This window comes from Thermococcus sp., assembly GCF_026988555.1.
In the GTDB taxonomy this organism is placed as follows: domain Archaea; phylum Methanobacteriota_B; class Thermococci; order Thermococcales; family Thermococcaceae; genus Thermococcus.
This window is the reverse complement of sequence record NZ_JALSLB010000002.1, coordinates 1-17295: the sequence shown is the minus strand read 5'-3', so window position 1 is coordinate 17295 and position 17295 is coordinate 1. Positions and strand designations below refer to the sequence as shown.

At 54.7% G+C, this 17295-nt stretch carries 18 protein-coding genes; 4 read left to right on the top strand and 14 right to left on the bottom strand.

Features of this window, described 5'->3' with window-relative positions; all coding sequences use genetic code 11:
- Positions 1 to 3: 3 nt before the first annotated feature.
- Positions 4 to 378, top strand: coding sequence for a ribonuclease P protein component 4 (locus MVK60_RS00125; RefSeq protein ID WP_297435194.1), 375 nt, complete (start codon positions 4 to 6; stop codon positions 376 to 378).
- 39 nt (positions 379 to 417) lie between these two features.
- Here MVK60_RS00125 and MVK60_RS00120 read toward each other — a convergent pair whose 3' ends face one another.
- The gene (locus MVK60_RS00120; RefSeq protein ID WP_297435192.1) at positions 418 to 1572 is read right to left on the bottom strand and encodes a cell wall-binding repeat-containing protein; all 1155 of its coding nucleotides are present in this window, start codon (positions 1570 to 1572) and stop codon (positions 418 to 420) included.
- A gap of 227 nt (positions 1573 to 1799) precedes the next feature.
- The gene (locus tag MVK60_RS00115; protein WP_297435224.1) at positions 1800 to 2369 is read right to left on the bottom strand and encodes a cyclase family protein; all 570 of its coding nucleotides are present in this window, start codon (positions 2367 to 2369) and stop codon (positions 1800 to 1802) included.
- A 131-nt stretch (positions 2370 to 2500) separates the two neighbouring features.
- Here MVK60_RS00115 and MVK60_RS00110 point away from each other — a divergent pair, with 131 nt between their 5' ends.
- Positions 2501 to 3766 (top strand): adenosylhomocysteinase, encoded by a 1266-nt coding sequence (locus MVK60_RS00110; protein ID WP_297435222.1) that lies wholly within the window; start codon positions 2501 to 2503, stop codon positions 3764 to 3766.
- A gap of 10 nt (positions 3767 to 3776) precedes the next feature.
- Positions 3777 to 4433, top strand: coding sequence for a tRNA (N6-threonylcarbamoyladenosine(37)-N6)-methyltransferase TrmO (tsaA, locus tag MVK60_RS00105; protein ID WP_297435220.1), 657 nt, complete (start codon positions 3777 to 3779; stop codon positions 4431 to 4433).
- Between the two features lie 142 nt (positions 4434 to 4575).
- Here tsaA and MVK60_RS00100 read toward each other — a convergent pair whose 3' ends face one another.
- The 11 genes from MVK60_RS00100 to MVK60_RS00050 form a co-directional block, all read right to left on the bottom strand.
- Positions 4576 to 5484, bottom strand: a complete 909-nt coding sequence (locus tag MVK60_RS00100; protein ID WP_297435190.1) for a hypothetical protein — start codon at positions 5482 to 5484, stop codon at positions 4576 to 4578.
- On the bottom strand, positions 5485 to 6747 hold the full coding sequence (locus MVK60_RS00095; protein ID WP_297435188.1) for a DUF58 domain-containing protein: 1263 nt from the start codon (positions 6745 to 6747) through the stop codon (positions 5485 to 5487). It abuts the gene before it with no gap.
- Entirely contained in the window at positions 6744 to 7718 is a 975-nt protein-coding gene (locus tag MVK60_RS00090; protein WP_297435186.1) for a MoxR family ATPase, read from the bottom strand. The genes MVK60_RS00095 and MVK60_RS00090 overlap by 4 nt, the downstream gene beginning before the upstream one ends.
- Entirely contained in the window at positions 7708 to 8721 is a 1014-nt protein-coding gene (locus tag MVK60_RS00085; RefSeq protein ID WP_297435184.1) for a hypothetical protein, read from the bottom strand. The genes MVK60_RS00090 and MVK60_RS00085 overlap by 11 nt, the downstream gene beginning before the upstream one ends.
- A complete protein-coding gene (locus MVK60_RS00080) occupies positions 8708 to 11830 on the bottom strand; it encodes a transglutaminase domain-containing protein (RefSeq protein ID WP_297435182.1) in 3123 nt (1040 codons plus the stop codon). Before MVK60_RS00080 ends, MVK60_RS00085 begins: the two co-directional genes overlap by 14 nt.
- Before the next feature lie 101 nt (positions 11831 to 11931).
- Positions 11932 to 12966 (bottom strand): tungstate ABC transporter ATP-binding protein WtpC, encoded by a 1035-nt coding sequence (gene wtpC, locus MVK60_RS00075; RefSeq protein WP_297435180.1) that lies wholly within the window; start codon positions 12964 to 12966, stop codon positions 11932 to 11934.
- Positions 12959 to 13705 (bottom strand): tungstate ABC transporter permease WtpB, encoded by a 747-nt coding sequence (gene wtpB / locus MVK60_RS00070; RefSeq protein ID WP_297435178.1) that lies wholly within the window; start codon positions 13703 to 13705, stop codon positions 12959 to 12961. The genes wtpC and wtpB overlap by 8 nt, the downstream gene beginning before the upstream one ends.
- On the bottom strand, positions 13702 to 14160 hold the full coding sequence (locus tag MVK60_RS00065; RefSeq protein WP_297435218.1) for an isoprenylcysteine carboxylmethyltransferase family protein: 459 nt from the start codon (positions 14158 to 14160) through the stop codon (positions 13702 to 13704). Before MVK60_RS00065 ends, wtpB begins: the two co-directional genes overlap by 4 nt.
- A gap of 40 nt (positions 14161 to 14200) precedes the next feature.
- Positions 14201 to 15259, bottom strand: a complete 1059-nt coding sequence (wtpA, locus tag MVK60_RS00060; RefSeq protein ID WP_297435216.1) for a tungstate ABC transporter substrate-binding protein WtpA — start codon at positions 15257 to 15259, stop codon at positions 14201 to 14203.
- Between the two features lie 307 nt (positions 15260 to 15566).
- Entirely contained in the window at positions 15567 to 16169 is a 603-nt protein-coding gene (locus MVK60_RS00055; RefSeq protein ID WP_297435176.1) for an HD family hydrolase, read from the bottom strand.
- A gap of 4 nt (positions 16170 to 16173) precedes the next feature.
- Positions 16174 to 16488, bottom strand: coding sequence for a GTP-binding protein (locus tag MVK60_RS00050; protein WP_297435174.1), 315 nt, complete (start codon positions 16486 to 16488; stop codon positions 16174 to 16176).
- A gap of 73 nt (positions 16489 to 16561) precedes the next feature.
- On the opposite strand from MVK60_RS00050, the gene MVK60_RS00045 reads away from it, so the two are divergent.
- Entirely contained in the window at positions 16562 to 17122 is a 561-nt protein-coding gene (locus tag MVK60_RS00045) for an Era-like GTP-binding protein (RefSeq protein WP_297435172.1), read from the top strand.
- 22 nt (positions 17123 to 17144) lie between these two features.
- Here MVK60_RS00045 and MVK60_RS00040 read toward each other — a convergent pair.
- On the bottom strand, positions 17145 to 17295 hold a 151-nt coding region (locus tag MVK60_RS00040), incomplete at its 5' end, for a YjbQ family protein (protein WP_297435215.1).

Below are 17295 nucleotides of genomic sequence, written 5' to 3'. Positions count from 1 at the left end.
GGCATGGGCAGGAAAAAGTTTCTCCGTCAGAGGGAGCAGAGGGAGAAGAGGAGAATTGCCAGGGAAAGGATTGAGATACTCTTCACCTTGGCGGAGCGTGTTTTCCCATACGAGCCCGAATTAGCCAACCGCTACGTTGAGATAGCCCTCGCAGTTCAGCAGAAGGCGAGGATAAGGATGCCGGGGAAGTGGAAGCGGCGCTACTGCAAGAAATGCCACTCCCTCCTTGTTCCCGGAAGAAATGCCCGGGTGAGGCTCAGAAACGGCCACGTCGTGATCAAATGCCTCAACTGCGGACACATAATGAGGTATCCATACACAAGGGAGCAGAAGAAAAAGAGAAGGGAGCGGCAAAAAGGGGCCGATTCAAACCCCTGATTTTACCGCCCATAAGATGGTGGTGCTCAACGTGTGATATCAATGCTTTCTTCCTTTAGACGACTTCGCGGGAGGGTTGCTCCGTATGGTTTCCTTTCCTTTCTGGTAAGCCTCCCTTACCATGGCCTTTATCTGGTTCATGAGCCCCCTCGCCTGCTCGTACTGACCGTTTTGGATTGCAACCCTGAGCTGCTCCATGAGGGCGTTTATCCCGGTAACGTTGATGTCAGCCCGTTCCATCACCGATACCTGTGCCTGGAGCTTGATCATTTCCCTTTCAAGCGCCATCTTTTCGCTGTTACCCAGCATTTTCCTCATTTCTCCGTTTGCCGCCTTGAGGCCAAACTGCGTCCTTACCTGAAGTTCGAGCATAAGCTGATACGCGTAGGTGTAGTTGCCTGCCTGGAGGGCCTGGTTGGCCTTTTCCATCGTCATTTCCATGACGCGCACCTGCTGCATGAGCTGGGTGCAGTTGGTTTCGTTCGCTATCTCCTTGATGGTTCTAACGCGTTCCCTAACCTGAATCATGAGCTGAAGCACAGTTTCCTTCGTGACGTTGAGCTGGACTTCACTGGCGGTACAGTTGCACCCCCTGAGTTGCTCCTTCACGCGCTCCATGAGCTTCTTGGATGCCGGACTTCCAAAGGCCAATGCCTCGCGTATCTGAAATCTCTCCATGAGCTTTGTAACGTTGGTTGTCTTGTTGACGTAGAGCACCATCGCCCTGTTCTGAACCGCGACTTTGAGGGCGTTCTTTATGGCGAGGCTGTCATTGCCCGGCACGATAACGCTTTCGTTGAATTTCAGGCCAAATTTTTCCATAGCCTTTTCCATCACCTGGAGGTTTGTTTCGTATCTGTTCTGGCCGCCCCAGCGCTCGACAGTTATGCCAAGCTCCTGAAGGTCGCTGACGTACTGTTCAACCACAGCATCGGGCCCGCCGATTATTATCACCTCATCCGGGGCGTAGCTCATAATCTCCGCCGTAACGTTCGGGTCATAGACGCCCCACGTGGTCGTGACTACCACGGCCCCGGTTACGTTCGCCAGATATTCGGCAATGGTGCAGTCTGCCTCGTTGTCGCTCGCTAAGATCACCGTCACGCTCGTGCTCGCACTTACGTTGCTGAACGTTACTGGTGTCGCTACCATCAGCAATCCAAAGAGGATTGTCATCACTCTTTTTCCTATCATGAGCCCCCACCTCAGTAATCTTTATGAAAGAGCCAATATTTAAGCTTTTTTCACGAAATCGTCTATTTGTGTTAAAGATTGTTTATAAAAAAGCTTTGAGGGGTAGTGCTCATTTTTTAACTGTTAACAAAGGTTTCAAAACGTTTAATTACGTTTAATTGACCCTCCTACCGTTCTGATTAATCCAATTGGGTATGTTATCATTGAATTGGGGGATATAACCTGGTTCATTCCACAAAAGCCACAGCCCTCACGGGACCCCCTGAGCCGCCCTCTATTTTCAGGGGAAATGCCATAAATGTGAACTCCACACCCAGAAGAACTTCGAGGTTGGTCAGGTTCTCGAAAATCGGTACTTCGGCCGACAGTAGTATCTTGTGGACGGCATCGTCGCCGATGCTCATCGCATCTGTGCCAACTGCTCTAATCCCCTCCGCCACCAAGAACAGAGCCACCTCCGGGGAGAGCTCCCTTCCGCCCGTCAGGAACAGGACCATTCTATCGAAGTAGCCTGAATCCGGAATCTCGTCGAGCTTTACCGGGCCGCTTCCGTTCCTGACATCTACGACCATACCCTTTCCCACAAACCTGTCCAAAGGCATCTCGTCAACGGTCTTTCCCCCGGGGATGAAATGAGCAGGTGCATCAACGTGCGTCCCTGAGTGCTCGCCAAGCTTGAGGACGTTCATGTAGTAGCCGTCCCTGTCAATGACGGCCCAGAGCCTAACGCTAACCGGCGGGTCGTCCGGATAGGCAGGGGTATCGTCCGAGAGGGGCACCGAAAGATCCACTATCATGGGAACACCAATCCTTCTACTCATTTTTACCTAAAAACCTTTCCCGGAATGGAAGTTTTTGAAGTCTGAAATCCACAATTGGTAACCCAAGGGTTTTAAGGGTCAGCTCCAAGGGTCAACCGGTGATGAAAGTGGACTGCACGAAGGATTACTGTGTTAAAGACATATCACTCGCACCGAGCGGGGAGAAGAAGATAGACTGGGTCTCACGCTTTATGCCTGTCCTTCAGCACATAAGGGCGGACTTCGAGGGAAAAAAGCCATTCAAGGGGGTCAGGATAGCCACGACGCTCCACCTTGAGATGAAGACGGCTTTTCTGCTCCTCACGCTCAAAGCCGCAGGTGCCGAGGTTTCTGCCGCTGCCAGCAACCCGCTCTCAACCCAGGACGACGTCGTCGCTGCACTGGCCAAGGCAGGCGTCAGGGTATACGCCATCAGGGGAGAGGACAGGGAGCAGTACTACGAGTTCATGCACAAAGCGCTCGACATAGGGCCGAACATCATCATAGACGACGGGGCAGATATGATAAGCACCCTGATGAGGGAGAGGGGGGAGCTCGTCGATGGGGTCTGGGGCGCGAGCGAGGAGACGACGACAGGGGTGATAAGGCTCCGCGCGATGGAGAAGGACGGCGTTCTGAAGTTCCCCATTATAGCCGTGAACGACAGCTATACCAAGTACCTCTTTGACAACCGCTACGGCACCGGCCAGTCAACGTGGGACGGAATACTGAGAACAACGAACCTCCTCATAGCCGGCAAGAACGTCGTCGTTGTCGGCTACGGCTGGTGCGGCAGGGGCATAGCGATGAGGGCTAAGGGTCTCGGGGCTACCGTCATAGTCGTCGAGGTTGACCCGATAAGGGCCCTGGAGGCGAGGATGGACGGCTTCCTCGTCATGGACATGAAGGAAGCCGCCAAGGTCGGAGACATCTTCATCACCTCGACGGGCGACATCAAGTGCATTCGGGGAGAGCACTTCAAGGTCATGAAGGACGGTGTTATCTTAGCGAACGCCGGCCACTTCGACATTGAGATATGGAAGCCGGACCTTGAGGCACTTGCAGTTGAGATAAACCAGCCCAGGCAGAACATAACCGAGTACAGGATGACGGACGGAAGGAGGCTCTACCTGCTCGCCGAGGGCAGACTTGTGAACTTAGCGGCCGCTGACGGCCACCCCGCGGAGATAATGGACATGAGCTTCTCACTACAGGCGAAGGCGGCCGAATACATACTGAAGGACCACGAGAGGCTTGAGCCAAAGGTCTACGTGCTCCCGAGGGAAACAGACGAGACCGTGGCGAGGATCAAACTCGCCTCGATGGGAATAAGGATTGAGGAACTCACAGAGGAGCAGAGGCGCTATTTGGAGAGCTGGGAGCACGGAACATGAGGTGGTGAGTATGAACTTCGAATCCCTCAAACTCGTTCCCGTCGGCTACGTAAGGAAGGACAAAGGAACCTTCATCGAAATTCTACCCGGGTTCTGGGGGGCCACCGACGGCCTTAGAGAAGGTGACTGGATTAAGCTTGTCCTCTGGTTCCACGAAAGTGATACTCCAGCGGGGAGAAGGGTCTTCAAGGTGCACCCCTACGGGAACCCGAAGAACCCGCTAACAGGTGTCTTCGCGACGCGCTCGCCCTACAGACCGAACCCGGTAGCCCTTTACACCGTCAGAATCCACCGCATCGAAGAAGGCAAACTCTACATAGATGAGATTGACGCCATAGACGGAACGCCCGTGGTGGATATCAAAATCTTCGTCGAGCGCTACGACTGCCCCAAGGCAGTGCCGATAGAGGAAAAGGAAGCCAGGATAAGGGCCGGGAGGATGATAGGCGAGGTGAACCTCATTCCAAGGAGGAGCGAGCACCTTGACGAGCTTGAGGAAGTCTTACCTGAGGAATACGACGCGCTGATACTCGAGATAGGCCCGAAGACGACGACGCTGACGGCAAAAGAGCTGGTGGAGCTTATAGAGGCGCTGAGGGAGGTCTACGAGAACCTGCCGGTGGAGATAAGGGACAGGGTCAGAACACGTGCAACGCGCTCGCCTTGAAGTCCACGTAAATTCTTTTCCTTTTCTGTTCCAGTTCAATTATTGAGCGCCAACCATAAGACATTAAGCAGAAAATCATCAACCCCCAAATGAGAGCCAAGCTCCTCGATGGCCCCAACAGTTACCGAGCACGGGATCTGAGTTATATCCGGTTAGTGCCCTCATCAGAATACACCACAAAGTTCTTTCCGGCGTCTTTACCTTCATAGACCCTCTTGAGAGTTTTTTTGAGACCCCCGCATATCAGGATTATCCCCTCGGGGTTATCCCTCTGTGGGTAGCTCAGAATCACCTCGCGTTCCTGGGGAATACCCACCCCCCGCAGAACCAGGCGGGACACCCCATCCTCAACGACCTCGTACTCAAAATGGGGCCCTATCACAAGGCGGGTCTTGACAACGGCGATTCTCTCGCCCCCTCCCGGTGAGTACGCCCCCAGGGCAATGAAAAAGCCCAGCACGACAACAAGGATGGATACCAAGTAGTACGGCGCCGGGACCTTGCGGAGCAACACATCCCAGTTGTCAAAGAGAAATGCGTAAACGACAAGGCTCAGCAAGGCCGCAAGTCCAAACCCCATGGAGACGGACAGGAGATGGTGATATGTGGATGAGGTGATATCGTCCGGTAGGACGCCCCAATTGGAGAGGGTGTTTACCCTGTCCCAGAGACGATCCACGTACATCCCGAAGAGCAGCATGAGTATATAGCCGTGAACGTACCCCCATGAGACTCTCGTGCTCACGAAACCCGACAGCTCCGGAAAGAAGGAGGTCAGTACACCCGCCGTGCTGAAGAGAAGGGGAACCGTATACACCAGCATCAGAACAGAGACCACCTTGCTTACCTTATACTTAAACAGCAAAGCGAAGGAAACCAACCCCATCAAGACAATTAGAATTCCCCGGACCGTTAGCTGACCCGGAATGCCGAGTGTGGAGATCGTAGTCCCAACGCCCTTCAGGGACAGCAGCGCATCGACTGTCATCGGAATAAGTGGAGCGACCAAGAAGAACTTAATCCCCAGCAGAACACTTTTCACACGCACCATTTACCTCACCATCATGATGGTTTTAGCCAGCACTGAGCTCACGCTCCCCTCCGAAGGATCCCAGTGAATAACCCTGGCCAGGGGAGAGAGCTTGGCGGACAGTGCCCGTTTCTCAAGCTCAATGAGGGACACCGCACCGTCTTCAAAAACCGAGTAGGGTGAGACATCAATGACGATGGCGGGGAGGCGTTTTCTGTAGGCGGAGATCACCGCGGTGAGGGAACCGGCGACATCAGAGAACCCCTCCTCTATCAGGTTGGTCACGTATATGAGTAGCGGGGTGTACTGGGCCACTATACGCTTTGTCTTTTCAACGGCACTCCTGAAGCCCTCAGTGCTCCCCTCGATATGCTGAACTTCGGTCAGGGCGCGGAGTATGGAGTGGAACTGCTCGGACCCCGTGGACGGCATGAGAAGCTTACCGCTGCCGACGAGGTACAGCCCAACGTTGTATCCGTGTTTCAGGAAGTAGTAAGAGAGGGAGGCCACCAAACTGGCGGAGTACTCAAGGGGGGTTCTCAGGGTGCTGCCCACGCCCATTCTCCCGGTGACATCGACGAAGAAGAAGACGGTCTTCTTACCTTCACGCTCGTACTCGTTCACCCTGACCTCACCCAGCCGGGCGGTGGCCTTCCAGTTTATGAACCTCAGGGGGTCACCCGGAAGGTACTCCCGAATCTCCTTAAAATCCGTTGAAAGTGCACCCCGGACTGACTGGGTCGTTACAGGAACGGCGAGTTTCGACCTTTTCCTTGGAGCATGGAGACGCCGGGAGAGCACGAACTCCGGCATCACCGTCACGTCCGTTCCTCCCGTGAACACGGCGTACGTAGACTCCCTGACACCTAGAACGTGCTCAGCATAGACCTCCGTGGGGGGGAGAGTGTAACGGCCCCTCTTCGGGAGCACGATGACGTACTCGTACTCAACCTCAAACCTCCTGAGTCCCTTAAAAAAGGTCCTCACATTGCTGCCCTCAACCAGGGACGCCTCCGGGGGAAGGGGGTTCCTGATGACGACCCACCCAATCCCCCGTTCCACTGAGAGATTGACCCGGATTTTAATCTCCTCACCCACACGGTAAATCCTGCGGTTCGTATCCATCCTCACTCCGATACCGTGCGGGCTTTCAATGATGAACCCAACCGCCAGCAGGGAAATCGGGAACAGTGCGTAGTAGGCAAAGTGTGGGCTACCCACCAAGGCCGCAATGAACACAAACCACAGGGACGTTGAGACGAGTTCTTTTACGGCGCTCATCATTCCTCACGCATCTCTCCTTTGGGAACGGGGGTTTTGTTCAGGGCATCCCGTATCACGTCCTCCCCACGTACACCCTCGAAGGCGTGTTCGGGCTTTAAGACGACCCTGTGGGCAAGGGCATCCAGGGCGTACTCCTTAACGTCATCGGGTATGACGAAATCCCTCCCGGAGAGGGCGGCGTTTGCCTTCGATATCTTGAGAAGGGTGAGGGCACCCCTTGGGCTCGGCCCCGCCTCCACCCTCTCGTCGCCCCTAGCGTTCCTCACGAGCTCGGCTATGTAACGGATCACGTCCGGGTGTATGTAAACGGAGTGCTCAACGAAGGCCTGCATCTCCAGGAAGGTTTTCCTGTCCGTCACAGGCCTCATGTCCGTTGTCGGGTCGTCCTTCGCCCACTTAAGCCTCGCCTCCAGTATGGCAACCTCGTCCTCAAGGGTTCCTGGATAACCAACGCTCATCTTCAGCGCAAACCTGTCAAGCTGGGCCTCCGGAAGGGGGTAGGTGCCCTCGAACTCAAGGGGGTTCTGGGTGGCCATCACGAAGAAAGGCTCATCGAGTTTAAGGGTGTCCCCCTCCACGGTGACCTGTCTCTCCTCCATGGCCTCGAGGAGGGCGGACTGGGTCTTGGGGGGCGCGCGGTTTATCTCGTCGGCCAGCAGCACGTTGGTAAAAACCGGCCCCCTAACCAGCTCAAACGTCCCCGTGTTCTGGCGCCAGACTTTGGTTCCAATTATGTCCGCAGGCAGCAGGTCGGGCGTGAACTGTATCCTCCGGTACTCTAGACCAAGGGCCTTTCCAAACGCCTTAGCCAGAAGGGTTTTCCCAAGGCCGGGATGGTCTTCAAAGAGCACGTTTCCATTGACGAGCGCCGCTGCAAGGGTCTTTCTCACGACGCCGCGGTTTCCTATGTACACCTCAGAGATTGAATCAAGCACATCCTTCGAGATAGCATACAATCTTTCAACGTCCATTTATCCTACCTCCAGACCTGAGTTCTTTAAAGACGCTTTCAACAATTTTCCTCCGCCTTTCGGCGTCCTTCCTTGCGTACTTCTTAACGAGCCACAGCGGGGTGAACGGGGTTACCCTCGTATCCTCATAATCGACCACCGGGCGAAGGAGTTCCTCCATTTCGGAGCGGGACATCACGGAAGAACCGTAGAACGCTATGAAAGAAACCAGGGGGGCCTTTTGACTGTTGAGAACAAAATCCTCCACGGCTTTTTTTGCGTCTTTGAACTCCACATCCTCCAAAAATGTCACCTCACCTTCATGCCTCCTCCACTCACCCACAAGGTACGCACCGAAATTCCTGGTCGAGAAGTTGGAGTTTATCATCACCGTTGCCAGAAAGAGGGAAGCAACGACAACCCCCCACTGTACAAGAACCGCGTATCGAGGAAATCTGTTGGACAGGTATGGACTAAGGGCGGCGTAACCGAACACTATGATAACGAGGAGGATTAGACCGAGAAGATGACGCTCAATGAAGACGCCGCCGAACCGTTTCTCCACGAACGCGAGGATGTAGAGGGCCGCTATTCCAGTCCCGAGGTACAAAAATGAACTTCCCAACCCCCCAAGGCGGGGGACGAAGTAAGGGGTCGTTACGGCTATTCCGACACCGATGCCCCTCACCAGCAGGTCAAGCCCTCCACCCAGGCTCCCGGCGAGGGAGGCGATGGAGACCCCAACGACGAAGATCGCGAGGGCTGTGGAGAGGTTGTAGTTAATACCGGAAAGGACGGGGAGATAATAAACGGCAATCGCGATTCCCAGGCCTTTAACGGCCCCAGAGAGGGGCCCAAATCCTACCGTTGAGAACAGTCTGGCTATCAAGAGGGCGCTCAGGAATACCTCCACGGGTAACAGGTACGGATCCAGATACGGCCTCAGAGGACGGTAGGTAAACGCAGCGTACACAATAACCATGAGAACGGGATAGTAAGCTATGACTGTGTCAAGCTTTTTCATCCTCAATCACCCCCAGCTTGGAAAGCGCGAGGAGGAACTCCCCGAAGTCGTCATCTGAGAGTTCCATCGTCCCATACTTGGCCCTTTCAAACAGTACCGTGACCTCATGAAGAGCATCTTTCGGGAACTTGCCACTGAGCGCGGTGGCTATCTCCTCTGGGGTTGCTTCCTCCGTTCTCATACCAAGTTTTCGGGCCGCTGGCAGAAAACCCTCTTTGTAGAGCATTATCACGGCATCCCTTGGAGGAAGAACGTGCACGGTAACCTTCCGAGAACCCACCCTCAGCTCATGGTCACCCTGTGGCAGCTTTAGCCGGAACTCCATTCCCCTACCGAACAACTCACCGTCAACGAACAGTTTCACTGACCTCCTGAACCTCAGGGTGATCTCCTCGCCGGGCAGGTATACGGTTCTCTCCAGCTTCAGGGCTTCAAAGTGCGGTGAGACAACAGAGTGTGAGCCCCTCTTGGGGGAGCCCCACCGAAAGCCTGAGGAATAGAGGTGGACGAACAGGAGCAACGGCAGGAGGATAAGAAGATACCTCAGGAAATCGAGATTTAGACCGGAGCCTCCGGTCGTTATCGACCTTCCACCAACCCTCAGCTTCAGGGAGTTTGGATCTAGGTGGATGCCCCTGGGCAACTTCAACACCGCCCTGCCCTTATCGTCCGTCTTCACCAGGTATCTTGTGCCGTTGAGATTCAGAGAAACGATTTCGTTCTTAACGGGGTTTCCATCCTTGTCCGTAAGCCGGACGGTAAGCAGAGTGCGGTTTGAAGAGTTCTCAACGCTGATTAAAGGCATTATCCCCCTCCCGCGGTATGGATCAACCCAGAGGCTCGCGACGGTGGTTCCGTTGATGGTGAAGGTGGCGTTGTACGCCCCCAGCTCTGGGCTGAGTGGAAGGGAAGTGTTGAAGCGGCCACCATAAAAGGGTACCGTCTTGATGCCAACGGGGGTGTCCAGCTTCAGGTTGCCGTTCTTCATCCCCTCTATCCTCCCCGAGGCCCGCAGTTCATCCCCCTCCTCCACAGTCGATATGTTCACCCCAACGGCGGTGAAGGTTAAATTTGCCCGCGAGGGAAGGTACGTCTTTGAACCCGGGTATAAAACGCTTAACCTGTGCATCCCGGGCGAAACGGAAACGTTTAGAGAAAAATAACCAGGGGGAGATGTGTTAACGGTTCCGAGGGGATGACCGTCCAAGGTGAGGCTGACGTCTCCGGTAACCCCGGTACCGAGGTCGTCCACAACCGTGCCCCCAATGGTGATGTTACGGACTGGGACCACCGACGGAACGGTCAGCTCTATGCCAGTTTTGGCGGACACCGTTATCTCCGTTACATCGGTTGCTGTCTTATAATTAACTGAAACAACCCGCGTAATCAGGTAGTACTTCCCAACAGGGAGCTCTTGGGGAAGGTGACATGTGAGGTTGAAGCCACCGTTTACCACGGTTCCGTTGCCGATCACGACACCGGACGAAGTTAAATTCCTGGTCAGAGCTACGTAGACTCTGCCGTGGGTGAGGTTTCCCCTGTCCGGAACGACCTTTCCCACAACATGTATCAAACCGCCGCGGACGATGCGCTCGTCCGGGCCAAATGCCTCGGGAACGAAGCTATGGACCCTGATAGTGCCCGTGATATGTGCCCAGAACAGTAAGACACTCTCCTCCCCATAGGAAGCTGTGGCGATAACCCTAATGGGGTAGAATGAGGGGGTGACCGTCTTTGGCACGTAAAAGGTACGCATCGCACTGAAGGAGGGAAACCTTGACGTGACAACTAGCCTAGAGAAAAGGGGGGAAACCACACGGACATCGGGGGAGATAACGTAGGAGCCGGTCAAACTCCCATTAACGTGAACCTCGATGTTGTCGCCGGGAAGCCCCGTTACCACAGGCCTACCGGTGTTCAGGTAAAACCTTCCGCCGGTAACGTGTATGGAGAGCGTGTAAGCCTTGCTGGACCATCCAAGCTCCACGAGGGGATAGTAGTAGTTCCCGGGGTGAATGAGCCTAAGGGTTACGTTGTGTGTCGGGGTGCCGTTAACAATCAACCACCTGTCCTCTGGGAGGGACACGTGAACCGGCTGCCCGGGATGGACGGAGATTGACATAGGCCCTTGAGACTGATTGCCACTCGTGTTCTCCTCTGGAGGACGGTTCCAGTGGCTTCTTCCCGTAAAGGGCGAAGTTGCATCGAAAGGTATCCATCCCACCCCTTTGAAGTAGACCTCCGCCCAATAAGCCCTCTGCGAGTTGGTAACCTGCTGGGCAAAGGGAACAGGCATTATCTTGTACCCTGAGACCAGCCTCGCCGATAGGCCGTTCAGTCTGGCCAGAATCACAAAAGCACCGTTGAACGCCTTTGAATCTCCAACCTTCGAATGGAAGAGGAACCATTCGATGGGGTCCGCACCGGCGGGCGGCCCGGGAGTGACAACCGAGTACCGGTAGTTACTCAGCAGGTACGACTGTATGGCAACCGCTTTCTGGTAGTCACTCTTCAAACCACGGGTTATGTTGTGGGCCAGCTCCCTGAGCTCAGGACTGGCGTTAACGGCTGAGTACTCACCGAGCGGCGTTGAGTTGAGGGACTCCAAGATCCTGGGTGGAATGGTGAAGTGAAGGGCGGTGAACGTGTAAGATTTGACGGGGGTCACCGCCCTGAAAAGGTCAACTCCTGGAGAGTACTCATACGGAATGGACAGGTTAAATGTGTAGAGGGAAACCGGCAACTGGGTGAGGGGAGTGCTTGAAAGAACCGTTATCCTGTCCTTGAGAGCGGTTTGAGCGAGTGTTATCCGGGGAACCTCCGGTCCCCCCGTGGTGTAGTTGGTGTTAGCCTCCACCCACCTGCCATCCACGTACGATGAGTACTCCTTAAGGCGGAGATACCTGGTATTGGCGGCGCCGGTAACTATCAGAACCTGCTCACCGGTGGTGTTACCGGCGCTGGACATCCCCCCGGAGGGAGCGGAAAAACCTGCCGCGGGAACGGCGATCGTGGCACCGTTGGAGGCTTTCTCTATGTAGCTCCCCATGGAGAGCAGAAGGAGAACCATCGTTAGAACGGTGAACACAGCCGCAACGTACCTGCGCATTGAAACCACCGGATGAGGCCCTTGGTGATGCCTTTTCGTAGTTATCTATTTAAACTTTGCCCGTTGGAAAATCCCCGGAGCATACCATAAAGAGGGGGATGTTAAAATACGTGAAGTGCACTCGCCTTGAAGCCAACGTAAACCCAAGTCCCGGGCTTTATACCCATGTTCATCATTGAGGAACGGGTGATAAACGCCCTGAGAAAAAGACCGCCCGTTCGTATATGGACCCTGACGATGGGGCCCAGCTCTTCCACACTCTCGACGATACAGTGGAGCTCGTTTCTGGCGGAGCTCTTCAGGGGTTCGAGCGACAGCACGATGTCCTCCGGTCTCAAACCAACTCTAACCCTACCCGTGGCTTCGATGGGGAGCTCTATCTCAACCCCGTTAGTCCGCAGGACGTTCCCCTCCGCGGTGCCCTCAACTATGTTCTCAAATCCGAGGAAGCGCGCGACCTCCTCACTCACTGGGCGCGAGAAAACCTCCCTCACGCCCCCAACCTGAACGAGCTTCCCCCCCAGCATGACGCCAACGCGATCCCCCAGGCTCACAGCTTCTTCAAACGAATGCGTCACGTGAAGGGCGGTAAAACCCAGCTCCCTCCTCCACCGTTTCATCTCCTGGATGAGCCTTCCTCTGGTTTGGAGGTCGAGGTTGGCGAAGGGTTCATCCATGAGGATTAGAGACGGCTCTACGACAAGGGCCCTCGCTATGGCCACACGCTGGCTCTCTCCTCCGCTCAGGGTTTTTGGCTTCCTGTGGAGGATGTGTTCTATCCCCAGCACCTCAGCCACCTCCCGGACCTTCCTCTCGATGGCACCCTTGGGGAGGTGACGGAGCTTCAGCCCAAAGGCTATGTTGTCGAAAACGCTCATGTGGGGAAAGAGGGCGTAGTTCTGTGGAACGTAAGCCAGCCCCCGCTTCTCGGGGGGTAGGTGGGTGATGTCCTCACTATCAAGGAAGACCTTTCCGGAGTCGGGTTCTACTATCCCGGCGATGATCTCAATGAGAACCGTTTTTCCAGCCCCGCTGGGCCCGAGTACTATGAAGTGCTCGCCCGTTTCAACCCTGAAAGTGACGTCCCTCAGGTGAAATCCCCTGTAATCCTTGGACACGGAGGTTACCTCAAGCATTCCTCTCCCTCCCCACCAGCCAGCGCAGCAGTACGAAGATGGTTAAGCTCATGGACACAAGAATCACCGAAATCGGACGGGAGGACCTGAGACCGTAGTTGTTGAAATATTCCAGAACGAGGACCTGAGCGGTCTTGGGATAGTACGCCACGATGAGTATAGCCCCAACCTCGCTTATAGCCCGCGCCCACGTCATTATTGCCCCGCTGAAGATGGACGGCAGGGCTATTGGGAGGGCAATCGAGAAGAACGCCCTAAGGCGCGAGGCACCGAGGCTCCTGGCAACACTTTCAAGCTTCTCATCAACCCCCAAAAAGCCATCCCTGGCTGCATTTACGGTAAACGACGCTGAGACAAAGAGCATAGCGGCTATTATCCCTTGATAACTGTCAAGAATGGCCCGGGAAAAGGTAACCAGGAGCATTATCCCAACAACGGAGTGAGGTATGACTATCGGAACATCGACCATCGCTTGAACGAGGCTCTTACCCCTGAACTCCATCCTGGCGAGGGCGTAGCCGAGCGGAACTCCAAAGGTGATGGCTATCAGCGCCGTCGCGGTGGCCGTGAGAAGGGAATTTCTAAGGGACCGAATAACTAGCGGGTCATGGAGCGTCTTCACGAGCATGCCGAAATCAGAGGCCTGCTTGAGGAATATAACTAACAGGGGCAGGATTATGTAGACTATAAGAAAGCTCCCGATGGCTGCGAACAGGTAAAGGGTGTAATCCCGCCTCATCTCGAGGCCCTCCTTGGAAAGAACCTGCCACGGGTCCTCATAAACTCATGGTAAAGGTCTCCCCAATATTCCAGCAGCTCCCTCTCCTCGATCTCAGCCACTTTCTCCCAGAGGGGCAGCATTAGGGCGTATGCAATGAGACCCGGGACGCTGAGGCACCAGAGGGCAATCCCAAAGCCCATGACGATAAAGGCCGCGTAGAATGGATGCCTGACGTGGCGGTATGGCCCATCGGTGAGGAGGTTCTTGAAGTCTCCCGGTCGTTTATGGCTCCTGGGGAAGAGGGAGTGGACGTAGAAAGCGAAGGCGAGGGACACTGTGAACATGAAAAAACCAGACCAGCTGATGATATCGGCAGTCCTGCCCACCACGAGGGGATACCTAATCGCACAGGAGAAAGGTACAAGGGCGATGAAGAGGAGGAACACCGCCCGCCTGAGGAGCCACGATTCCATGGAAACCACCAGAAAAAATGGGAGGAGGGGTTAAAAAGCCTTAGCCTGACCCCACCTTCACTTCACCCTTCAATTCCGGGGGCACGTTACCGAAGGCTATGGGTGGGTTGAGGAAGTCTTGGTAGTTCTTCTGGAACACGTTCCTTCCCTGACTGCTGAGCCAGTACTTGAGGAACTCAAGGGCGAGCCCCCTGTGTGGCGCGTTCTTGAGAACCGTGACGCCGTAAACGATAGGCTTCGCCGTTATCACCTTCCCAGTTGAGCCAAGGGTTATCTGGACCTGGGAGTAGTAACCGGCGAGTTTGAAGTCCCTGAGGTTTATCTTATCCGGCAACTCGATATACCTCAGGTGGTGCTGCTCCGCAACGCTCTTGTATATGAAGAAGTAGTCGAGGCTTCCGGACTCCACAAGGCCGACCAGATCGGTCTCTTTGGGTCTCATCACGACTTTACCTGTCCTGAACTGTATGTCCTTAGGGACGTAGATGTGGGTTCCGTTGGCGTGTATGTTCGTGTTCTCCTCAACCAGCGTCTCGAATATGGGCTTTCCGTAGTAGAGATCGGCCAGTTTCATCACCATGGCAGAACGGTAGCCACAGGGGTCGTCGTTGGGATTGCTGAAGCCGAAGGTGACGCCCGGCTTTGCCAGTATCTCATACCAGTTTGTGGAGTTTATCTCATTCGCGTACTTGCTCTCGTTGGTGAACGCGATCACTATCTCGTTTGTGGCAAAGAGGACGTAGAAGTCGGTGTAGTTGGGGACCAGCATCTGGGGAATAAGGGTGTAATCAGCGGTGGCAACTATGTCGGCGTTCTTATGAAGGTCCGTGACCTTCCTGACGGCCATGACACTTCCGCTGGCCTCGTCATCAAAGCTGACCCTGTAGCCCAGGTTCTTCTCAGCGTATGTCGAAAAGTCCTTCTCAAGCTGCCCAAGGGGTACACTGAGAGACCCGGCATGAAAGATCGTAAGCGTTTCCTCTTTCGTCCCACTGCCGCGAGTTGAAGCGTTCCCAGCAGATATACAGCCAGCCGCCACAACGGCTGATACCAAAACCACGAGCAAGAAGAGGAATTTAAATGCGCTCTGCCATTTCATGGGGATCACCGGTTAAGTACTCAGAAACGTGTATTTAAACATTTTGTGCAAACAGATGCATTAACGTAAATGAAAGTGTTTTCTCACGGATGGGGGTTTTATCCCCCATCCTACCCGCAGGTTCCGCCACGTCCGCACGAACGTGAACCCGATAGAGGGGGACAGACGACGCTCTTGTTGAGGTGTGGCGGATAACCTGAGCAAGTACCGGAACTGGATGGTTGGGAGAAAAACTACGGGCTGATTAATGAAGTTAGAAATAAGGAAACGCCAAGGGAGGGCTGGTTCGTCTGGGACTTGAGGGACGTCAGTCCTTCTTGAGGTCAGGGGTTGTTGCATCCCGATTGGTCCGATCATAATACAGCTCCTTCCGTCTCTCAACGAGCCCCTCGACGAGATCCCGGAAGTACGGATAGAACTCGCTTGCCCTGAGGTCTTCGGCCACTTTCCAGAACTCGTCCAGGCCCCTGAAACCGGTTCTCTCATATTCATATGCCTGAAGCAACATCTCAAGCTTATCGGCGAACCTAACGAGCTTCCCCTCGGGTGTACTCCCTCCTGAGTACTCCTCAAAGAGGGCCATGTATCTCCCGGCCCCCTCGATCTTGTCGAACAGCCCTTTGAGCGCCTCCTCCCCCCCAGCCTTGTCGAAGTACCTCTGGGCTGGAAGGGGGACATCTGTGATCCTCGCCTCGCCGAGATCGTGGAGTAGGGCCATCCTGAGGGCCCGCTCCGTGTCTATCTCCACACCCCCGTCCCTGAGTTCATCCGCAAGGAAAAGGGTTATGAGGGCAGCCCTAAAGGAGTGGTCGGCTATACTTTCAGGGATGGGAACGCCGCGGAGGATCCAGCCTGTCCTTCTAAGCTTTTTGAGGTTGCCAGCTTCAAGAAAGAGTTCAAGGAAACCCATAAGGTCACTCCTCCGTTACAAACATGGCTCCTTCGGTCTCTATAGCACTGGCCATTATGCAGTCGCCCAGAAAACGACCGTAGACCCTAACCCGGTCACCAACCTGTATACAGGGGCTACCCGCGAACTCAACCCGTATTCCGTCCATTCTGAAAGTCGCCCGGTAGCTTGGCAGTTCCATCGGGAGAAACTCAACCAGGGGTTTGTCCCCCACTGTGCCTTCAACTGCAACGTTTTTCCCCCTGTAACCGCCGGAGATAAGTTCATCAACGGAAACCAGATAATAGTAGTGATGACCCAGTTTAATCCGTCTTGGCATCCTAATCACCTTTATATCTCTGCATCCAGATTGGGGCATGGTGTGATAAAGCTTACGCTTTGGGGGTGATCGTGTGATAAAAATTGCCATCATAGGGGCTGAGAACGTAGGCAAATCAACTCTCATGAACGTACTGATCGGCGGGGAGGTCAGTGAAGTCGAGAGCCTTCCTGGAACGACCAAAGGGACTATAAGAAGACGTTTTGGGAAGCTGAAGATTCCAAAGAGCATGAAAAACCCTATGGGAGGTGCCGATGAGTTCGTCCTTGTGGACACGGCGGGCCTCTTCGATCCCCGAATGGAACTGAGGGGGAAGGTACTGAGCGAGGAGCGGTTCAAAAAGATCCTGAAAGAGGTAACCTCCTCTGATGTCATCGTGCACATGGTGGACGCCACCGTAGGCCTCCACAGGGGGATGGAGCGGCTCCACCACATGCTCAAATTCCGGTACGGGAAGCCTATAATAGTCGTGATAAATAAAGTTGACCTGGCTACCGAAGAAATGGTGGAGGGACTGAGGAGAAAGATAAAGAAGCGGCTAGGGGAGGACGCTCTGGTTCTTTCCCTCGTGACCGGAGAAGGACTGAACGAACTCATCGAGAAGCTGGCACAGTACGCACAGTACGCACGGTGAACCGGGTTCGTGGATGGTCCAACTATCGCCCCTCCTCGGGGTACGCCGGGCATGGGCAGACCATAACCTGCACTCTTCTCCTTCTCGGCCCGTCCAACTCGACGAGGAGTATCCTCTGCCAGGTTCCGAGCTGAAGCTCACCCTGGTCCACGGGGATAACCACCTCAGGGTTG

Bases quoted from the DNA above. Each gene is read 5' to 3' on its own strand.
- MVK60_RS00125 (WP_297435194.1), top strand. From the start codon at position 4: ATGGGCAGGAAAAAGTTTCTCCGTCAGAGGGAGCAGAGGGAGAAGAGG.
- MVK60_RS00120 (WP_297435192.1), bottom strand. From the start codon at position 1,572: ATGATAGGAAAAAGAGTGATGACAATCCTCTTTGGATTGCTGATGGTA.
- MVK60_RS00115 (WP_297435224.1), bottom strand. From the start codon at position 2,369: ATGATAGTGGATCTTTCGGTGCCCCTCTCGGACGATACCCCTGCCTAT.
- tsaA (WP_297435220.1), top strand. From the start codon at position 3,777: ATGAACTTCGAATCCCTCAAACTCGTTCCCGTCGGCTACGTAAGGAAG.
- MVK60_RS00100 (WP_297435190.1), bottom strand. From the start codon at position 5,484: ATGGTGCGTGTGAAAAGTGTTCTGCTGGGGATTAAGTTCTTCTTGGTC.
- MVK60_RS00095 (WP_297435188.1), bottom strand. From the start codon at position 6,747: ATGATGAGCGCCGTAAAAGAACTCGTCTCAACGTCCCTGTGGTTTGTG.
- MVK60_RS00090 (WP_297435186.1), bottom strand. From the start codon at position 7,718: ATGGACGTTGAAAGATTGTATGCTATCTCGAAGGATGTGCTTGATTCA.
- MVK60_RS00085 (WP_297435184.1), bottom strand. From the start codon at position 8,721: ATGAAAAAGCTTGACACAGTCATAGCTTACTATCCCGTTCTCATGGTT.
- MVK60_RS00080 (WP_297435182.1), bottom strand. From the start codon at position 11,830: ATGCGCAGGTACGTTGCGGCTGTGTTCACCGTTCTAACGATGGTTCTC.
- wtpC (WP_297435180.1), bottom strand. From the start codon at position 12,966: ATGCTTGAGGTAACCTCCGTGTCCAAGGATTACAGGGGATTTCACCTG.
- wtpB (WP_297435178.1), bottom strand. From the start codon at position 13,705: ATGAGGCGGGATTACACCCTTTACCTGTTCGCAGCCATCGGGAGCTTT.
- MVK60_RS00065 (WP_297435218.1), bottom strand. From the start codon at position 14,160: ATGGAATCGTGGCTCCTCAGGCGGGCGGTGTTCCTCCTCTTCATCGCC.
- wtpA (WP_297435216.1), bottom strand. From the start codon at position 15,259: ATGAAATGGCAGAGCGCATTTAAATTCCTCTTCTTGCTCGTGGTTTTG.
- MVK60_RS00055 (WP_297435176.1), bottom strand. From the start codon at position 16,169: ATGGGTTTCCTTGAACTCTTTCTTGAAGCTGGCAACCTCAAAAAGCTT.
- MVK60_RS00050 (WP_297435174.1), bottom strand. From the start codon at position 16,488: ATGCCAAGACGGATTAAACTGGGTCATCACTACTATTATCTGGTTTCC.